This window comes from Desulfobulbaceae bacterium (assembly GCA_015231515.1).
GTDB lineage: Bacteria > Desulfobacterota > Desulfobulbia > Desulfobulbales > VMSU01 > JADGBM01.
Window position 1 is genome coordinate 24,019 of sequence record JADGBM010000030.1, and the last position, 7,364, is coordinate 31,382.

Genomic DNA, 7,364 nt, shown 5'->3' on the forward strand with positions numbered 1-7,364 from the left:
ATGGCAACAACAGTATCTTCTACAATTGGCCAAAAAGAAAATAGTTTTTTCAGGAATACCCTAACCCTGGTGGGTGGCAATATGGTTGCCCGTATAATCACTTTTGGTTTGGCACCGCTGGTTACCCGACTTTACCCTCCAGAAGTTTTTGGCGCTTTTTCGCTGATTATTGCAGTTGCGGAAGTTTTTGTCGCTGTATCATGTCTGCGCTACAACAATACAATCCTGCTGCCGGAAAAACATGAAGATGCAGACAATCTAATAGCCCTTTGCTTTTTTCTAGTAGTATCTACCAGTATTATTTCCCTTGGTTTCGTTTCTTGGTTTCCACTATTCTTCAGTCAGAAACTTGGCCTGGGTAACCAGACTCTCCTTTTTTTCATCCCGGCCGTTGTGCTTGTCGCAGGGGTGCAGCAAATTACTGACATGTGGTTTCTCCGCCTCAAATTCTTCAACCGCCTTGCCTTTTCTAAAGTTACCGGCGCGACAACCGACAGAGCTCTTTCAATATACATAGGGCTTTTTGTCGCCGGAAATCCTGCCGGGCTGTTATCTGGAAAAATTGCCGGCCTGTCCAGCTCAATGGTCACCCTGTTCTTTGCCGACACCCAACCGATCAAAACGATCATTACTAATTTTAGCTTTGAGAGAATGAAACTGCTTGCCCGCCGATATATCATTTTCCCTAAATTTGTCGGGGATGCTTTTGTGCAACGAGCCAGCGTTCAGGCCCCGCTCTTATTACTCGGAGCGTTCTTCTCACCTGCTGTGGTTGGGTTATACGCCCTTGCCCAGCGGATTCTTGGCGAACCAATGACTCTCGTGGGCGATTCCCTGGGTCGCAGTTTTTCCCAGAAGGCCTCCGAGCACTTCCGCAATGGTGAAAACCTGGCACATAACACCATGCGGCTGTACCGCTATATTCTCTCACTTTTCGTCGCACCCATGGTAATCTTAAGCTTCGTCCTGGCCGATCTTTTTGGGCTCATTTTCGGTGCCGAATGGCAAGAGGCTGGGAGCTATGTAAAACTAATAATGCCAGTTTTTATCGCAGTTTTTGCAATCCGGCCTATGAGCATCTATTACGATCTGTACGAGAAGCAAAAAGAGCGGACCATTCATAACAGCATCACATTGGTAATTATCTGCTGCAGCTTCACGGCAGGCTTCGCAGCGGGGAATTCGAAGCTAGCCCTGGTTCTGTACGCAGTCTCAGTCTCTGTGGTTACGCTATTGCGCACCGGCTGGCTCATGGAACTGACAGGAACCAGTTGGCGGGATTTTTGGCAAGCTACCCAGAGAGGTTTGCTCTGGCCACTATGTATTGTCGGTTCTGTGCTTGTTCTCCAAAACAGTCCATGGAGCCGGTACCTGATTATTTACTGCCTTACGACAACTCTTATTTATCTCTCTGTCATTATCTGGAATGACGAGATACTCTCTAAACAGTGCAAGGACTACTACCATGACGTTATCAGCAGATCTTAAAACAACCATTAAAAGATCAGCACTTTGGCATAATGGCCGCCAGATCAAAGAGCTTGTGGGGGAAAAGGTATCCAGTCGACTGTTAACGGTTAAGTCGTTGGAAGAGTCCTTTCCCGAACTGTCAAGGCAGATCCTACCCTTTGACTATACACCGATTTCCACACTCGAAGCGCTTGAGATGCCTTTCCTGCCACAATGTCAACACCTCCGGCAAAGCACATATCAGATTCCGCTTGCCTTCAGCTCCGCTATTTGTGGGATAAAACACTGTGCTAACGAAAACACATTGCTCGACCAGAAGGGCAATATCATCGCTGAATCAAGCAATACCTATACGCAGAGCAAATACTTCAAATGGAGTTCCTACCTCCGCAAAAAGGAGGAACGGATCGAGGGCTCGGCAACTCTATTACGATCTGCCAGCTTCAGGCCGTTCAATGACTATTATCACGTCCTTATCGATAATCTTCCCCGCCTTTTTGCGTTCTTCGCACAAAATTTTAACCTTCAAGAAGATATCAAGCTAATTGCAATTGAAAAGATCACCCCGCTGGAAGATTTTTTTCTTAAAAGGCTTGAGATTCCCGGCCTCGAAATTCATGTGCTTCCCAAGGATCGTATTTACTCCTATGACAAGTATCTCTTCTCATCCTTCCTGACCCGTCAGTTTTCAGGGTACATCCCTTCCGAATACCTCTCTTTTTTTACAGAGAAGGTGTTGCCCCATAGACCACGGAAAAAAGATACCCGAATCTATATTTCAAGAAGTCAGGCTGGGAGAAGAAGGATCAAGAATGAAGAAGAAGTGCTTAAACTTCTAGGCACATACGGCTTTCAAACATACCATTTTGAAACGATGTCAATCGAGGATCAGATCGAGGTGATGTATGACGCCGATGCCGTTATCGCACCACATGGGGCAGGCCTTGCAAATATAATTTTCTGCAATGGCAGTAAAGTATTAGAGCTTTTCGGCATTCGCGAGATAAAGCCCAATTACTACTATCTCAGCAAATCCTGCAACTGTCCGTATGACTATCTGTGCTTCCCAAACTGCACTCATATCAATGAAGACTTTCTTGTTAACATTGATACCTTGCGCCACAAAGTTGAAGATTTCATTGAAAGGGGATGAGAGGTGAAGTTTACGGGCAAACAAAGACAAATTAAATCCTGGCAGAAATTTGGCAGAGAGGTCCGCCGCAAAGGATGTTGTTTGCTTGACCGTCTTGGTGATTATTCTGAACCTGTACTGGTAACTGGATGTCAACGCTCGGGTACTACGCTGCTTGCACGAATACTTCGTCACAGTAATGGTTTTGTTGATTTTCAGACTGGCAAAGACGATGAACTGGATGCAGCGCTTATCTTATGCGGTCGGGAAAAGTCCTTAAGCAAGGGCAGGTATTGCTTTCAGACAACGTATGTCAACGAATGTTATCATGAGTATTTTGCTCATAAGAACAACGTAAAAATGATATGGGTTCTGCGCGACCCTTATTCGGTCGTTTGGTCAATGCTCTACAATTGGGAAAGATTTGCTCTGAATGAGCTCTATCTTGCCTGTGGGGAAAAATTTCATAAACCGAAGCGGAAAAGCTTTTTAGCAAAATATTTTTTGCCGGATGAAGACAAACTTACGAAAGCCTGCCTTTCATACAGAGGAAAAACAGAACAACTATTTGAGCTGCATGAAATCTTCTCAGCCAGCAATCTGATGGTCATTGATTATAACGATCTCATCCTGAACAGCCAGAAACTACTTCCTGGTATTTATGATTTTGTAAACGAGCCTTATCATGAGAGTTACGCTGACAAAATCCACGCAAAGAGCATTGACAAATGTAAGTCGATCTCTTCCGCAACGCGCCAGATTATAGAAAGAGACTGTGCCGATGTCTATATGGCAGCACAGAAGCTTATTCAACCATACCAAGAAGCACTTTTTTTATGAATATCATTGCCTTATGGCTTCTTCCACTTTCGTTGGCCCTTCTTCCTTTCAGTAAAGGTATTCTACAATTGGAGATAGGTCTAATTACGTTTAACCCTTACTCTTTAAGTATGATTTTCTTGTCGTGCTGCGCTATTTTTTACCTAGTACTCGGATCGGATCAGGCCTTTAACTTCAACATGACTGATTTTTTTATCATCCTACTTTGCTTGTTATATCTCATATCAACTATGTTCGCCGAATCTCTTATCGAAAGTGGCTATGTGGCGTTCCATGCGCTTTTCATTCCCGTACTGTCTTATTTTGTAATAAAAACCTTCGTAAGGAGCGATAAACAGTTCCACCGTTCTTTTTTGTTTTTAATTTTAGGATTACTGGTTTTTGGCACAGTTCAATTCATAACTTTTCTTCAAACATTTTCTCGGACAATCGTGTTATCCATGAATCCCATCGATTACGCTACGCTCTGTGTCGTTGGAATGCTCTACATTCTCTATGCAAAAGGGTTTAAAAAATTTTTGGGGTTATTGCTATTTTTCCCCTTACTACTGTTTCTTGTCATTAATCTTCCCCGTGCTTATCTACTGGCATTGTTTTTTTCCCCCTTGTTTTACTTCATAATTCGCAGGGGCAAAGCCGCTTTATTGATGGCTGTAATTCTTGGAGGTGCGCTAACTAGTACAGTATTTCTTGCTGCCAATACCGAGCTTTTCATGGTCCCAGAAACGCAAGCCATAAAAGGTGATGCCGTAAATGGTCTTGATAGACTAACCGACACGACACTCTGGAAACAGAGCCTCTACGGGCGCAGCCTACACTTCAAGAATGGATTGAATGAATTTTTTAAAAGTCCGATTATCGGCCAAGGAATGAAAACAGGGAAAAGCAAGTATTCGTGGCAGCATAGCTTTTTCACCTGGCACAATTTCAACATTGAATGGCTGGTTTTTGGCGGCATCATAGGCTACTTGCTCTACAGCGGAGTGCTTATCGCCAATTTCATCACTGCAGGAAAACATGCCCGTCAGGATCATATGACTGCGGCATCATTGGTTACCATCACTTTAATTTTAATTAACAGTATCACAAACGGCATCATGCACGGCATGATGCCATACGCCATATTTCTTTTGTTGGGTTTTATTGAGTCTCGAACCAGGGACTTAACAATGCAATCAACTCCTGACAATGAAGATTTTTTGAGCAGTAACTCTCTTTGGACTTGAGGAACCATTATGTCCAGAAGCGCCTTGAATCTCCTTATGCGCAAGCGAATACCATTCGCTAAAATTCCGCCTATATATTTCACCCCAACAGCAAAAAATCTGAACAAGAAAAACTTGATGTTTTCCAAAGTTACGGCCTTGAAGTAAGTAGAGAGAATTAATTAAATAATTGAATAATTCCAAATTGATAAACCAAATGACACTAAACTGCCGCACAATCAATATGTTAATTTTAGCTGAAGACAAGTTTCCACCCTTCAGAGTTGATGTCTCAACACTGTTCGGCAAAAAGCTCGCTAATATGGGCTACAACATTGATTGGGTTATGCAGTCAGAAAAGGACTGCACAAAATCGTACCAAATTGAATGGGGTGGTGGGTGTGCATGGGTTGCCGCTACAGATAATGGGACAAATCGTTATCGGCGCATCAAAAAACATCTACTGAAGATTGGCAATGAACTGCGAGTGTTACAGCTTGCACTAAAGAAAAGGTACAAAGTTCTGCAAGTCAAAGATGATTTTATCTCCGCGCTTTTTGCAATTACTGCCGCAAAAATAACAAGGGCAAAATTTGTCTACTGGCTCTCGTACCCCATACCAGAATCAGACATCTATCAGTACAAGGCCGGAACAGCACGATACCCTTTGCTCTACCTGATCCGCGGAACGCTTTTCAAATTTCTGCTCTATAAGATTATCATGCCGTCTGCCGAACATATCTTTGTCCAAAGCGAGCAGATGAAAAAAGATGTTGCTGACATGGGAATCACGTTAAAAAAAATTACTTCGGTTCCTATGGGCATTGAACTCGAAAAAATTCCCTATGTAAAAGCTGAGAAAATTTCCACTGAGCAAACAACTTCAGACACGAGCGAAAAACGTATCCTCTACCTTGGAACACTCATAAAAATGCGCCGTCTCGATTTCCTGTTAGAGGTGTTTGTAAAAGTTCTTCAAAAACAACCCCAAACCAAACTTTATTTTGTCGGGGATGGTGAAGATCCTCAGGACCGAATATTTTTAGAAAAAAAAGCCATTGAACTTAATATTGCCGACAAGGTGGTCTTCACCGGCTTTCTGCCGATGGAAGAGGCATGGGAGTATGTTCGAAAAGCAGATGTCTGTGTCTCACCATTTTACCCAACATTCATCCTAAACTCTACCTCACCAACAAAACTCATCGAATATATGGCAATGGGGAAACCGGTTGTTGCCAACGACCACCCGGAGCAAAGCCTGGTCGTCCGGGAAAGCCACGGAGGACTCTGTGTTCCATATGATCACAATGCCTTTGCCGAGGCGGTTTTAACCATACTTCAAAATCAATCCATGGCCGCCAAGATGGGGGAGAGCGGGCGTCGCTATGTCCTCAACAATCGAACCTATGATGTGATTGCCCAGGCTGTTCATCAAAAATATCAACAGATCTGTCATGAAAATACTTCTGGTAAATAAATTCTTTCACTTAAACGGCGGTTCAGAACGTGTGTTTTTTCAGGAGAGAGAATTTCTCGCGGGCAGCGGAATTGAAGTTATTGATTTCTCCATGCAGGATGAACGCAATTTTGCTTCATCCTACGCTCATCATTTTGTCGGCAAGATCAACTATGATTCAGTAAAAGGGATTAAGGGCAAACTAAAAACAGCTCTCTCTTTTATTCACTCAAGAGAAGCTGTGCAAAAAATTGAGGAGATGATCATACAGGAAAAGCCTGATATCGCCCACCTCCATAACATTTACCACCAGCTGACCCCCTCCATTATCCCGGTATTGAAAAGGCGCGGCGTTAAGGTGGTTCTTACCCTGCATGATTACAAACTTATCTGCCCTTCCTATATAGCTTTAGATAAGAATACCCTTTGCACAGCTTGCAATGGTACATCCTTCTGGAATACCCTTACCCGCCACTGTCAGCAGTCCTGGGGGCAGGAACTTCTTCTGATGCTGGAAGGCTACTGGCATCGCTGGCGAAAAAGCTATAATGCTGTTGACCTCTTCATTTCTCCCAGCAATTTTCTAGCTGAGATGACAGCACGAAGAATCCCCAGTGAAAAAATATCTGTACTTCCTAACGGCATCGATCTTGATCGTTTTATCCCCCATTATGACGACAAAGAATACGGGCTATATTTTGGCGGTCTCTCCAAGGAAAAAGGCATAGAGACCCTGCTTAAAGCGCATAAACTCCTTCCACTAAAGTATGCCCTCAATGTCGTAGGCACCGGCCCCCTTGCCGAAAGACTTTCAGCAGAATTTCGCGAAGTTGATTTTCTCGGTTACAAAAGTGGTGATGAATTGATCACCCTTATCAAGGAAGCGGCCTTTGTGGTGGTTCCTTCCGAGTGGTTCGAGAACTGTTCGATGGTGGTGCTGGAAGCCATGGCGTATGGCAAGCCGGTGATCGGTAGCCGGATTGGTGGCATCCCCGAGCAGATTGAGGATGGGATTTCCGGCTTCCTGGTCGAAATGGGCAACGCTGGGGAGCTTGCCGAGAGGATGGCTCTCTTGGGCAATGACAAAGAACTACGTCTACAGATGGGCAGGGCGGGCCGAGAAAAGCTGGAACGGGAATACTCCCTTGCCGTGCACTGTAAAGAGCTGCTTGACATCTATAGCGAAGTCCTCGCCTGATTGCATTTCCGGGGAGCGAATAATGGAGCAAGTAATTATATGATTCAGCAGAAAATTGCTGGG

6 protein-coding genes are annotated in these 7,364 nt (G+C 44.1%); all 6 read left to right on the forward strand.

Annotated elements, in window-relative coordinates:
* Complete coding sequence (locus HQK80_06940) at positions 1 to 1,488, forward strand: lipopolysaccharide biosynthesis protein (GenBank protein ID MBF0221950.1); 1,488 nt, start codon at positions 1 to 3, stop codon at positions 1,486 to 1,488.
* Entirely contained in the window at positions 1,466 to 2,623 is a 1,158-nt protein-coding gene (locus tag HQK80_06945; protein ID MBF0221951.1) for a glycosyltransferase family 61 protein, read from the forward strand. Before HQK80_06940 ends, HQK80_06945 begins: the two co-directional genes overlap by 23 nt.
* A 3-nt stretch (positions 2,624 to 2,626) precedes the next feature.
* Positions 2,627 to 3,442 (forward strand): sulfotransferase domain-containing protein, encoded by an 816-nt coding sequence (locus HQK80_06950; protein MBF0221952.1) that lies wholly within the window; start codon positions 2,627 to 2,629, stop codon positions 3,440 to 3,442.
* A gap of 440 nt (positions 3,443 to 3,882) precedes the next feature.
* Positions 3,883 to 4,668 carry a hypothetical protein gene (locus HQK80_06955; GenBank protein MBF0221953.1) on the forward strand — a complete coding sequence of 262 codons (786 nt, stop codon included), beginning with the start codon at positions 3,883 to 3,885 and terminating at the stop codon, positions 4,666 to 4,668.
* 196 nt (positions 4,669 to 4,864) lie between these two features.
* Positions 4,865 to 6,124, forward strand: a complete 1,260-nt coding sequence (locus HQK80_06960; protein MBF0221954.1) for a glycosyltransferase family 4 protein — start codon at positions 4,865 to 4,867, stop codon at positions 6,122 to 6,124.
* Complete coding sequence (locus HQK80_06965) at positions 6,102 to 7,301, forward strand: glycosyltransferase family 4 protein (protein MBF0221955.1); 1,200 nt, start codon at positions 6,102 to 6,104, stop codon at positions 7,299 to 7,301. The genes HQK80_06960 and HQK80_06965 overlap by 23 nt, the downstream gene beginning before the upstream one ends.
* Positions 7,302 to 7,364: the final 63 nt, after the last annotated feature.

Bases quoted from the DNA above. Each gene is read 5' to 3' on its own strand.
- HQK80_06955 (MBF0221953.1), top strand. From the start codon at position 3,883: ATGAATCCCATCGATTACGCTACGCTCTGTGTCGTTGGAATGCTCTAC.
- HQK80_06945 (MBF0221951.1), top strand. From the start codon at position 1,466: ATGACGTTATCAGCAGATCTTAAAACAACCATTAAAAGATCAGCACTT.
- HQK80_06960 (MBF0221954.1), top strand. From the start codon at position 4,865: ATGACACTAAACTGCCGCACAATCAATATGTTAATTTTAGCTGAAGAC.
- HQK80_06940 (MBF0221950.1), top strand. From the start codon at position 1: ATGGCAACAACAGTATCTTCTACAATTGGCCAAAAAGAAAATAGTTTT.
- HQK80_06965 (MBF0221955.1), top strand. From the start codon at position 6,102: ATGAAAATACTTCTGGTAAATAAATTCTTTCACTTAAACGGCGGTTCA.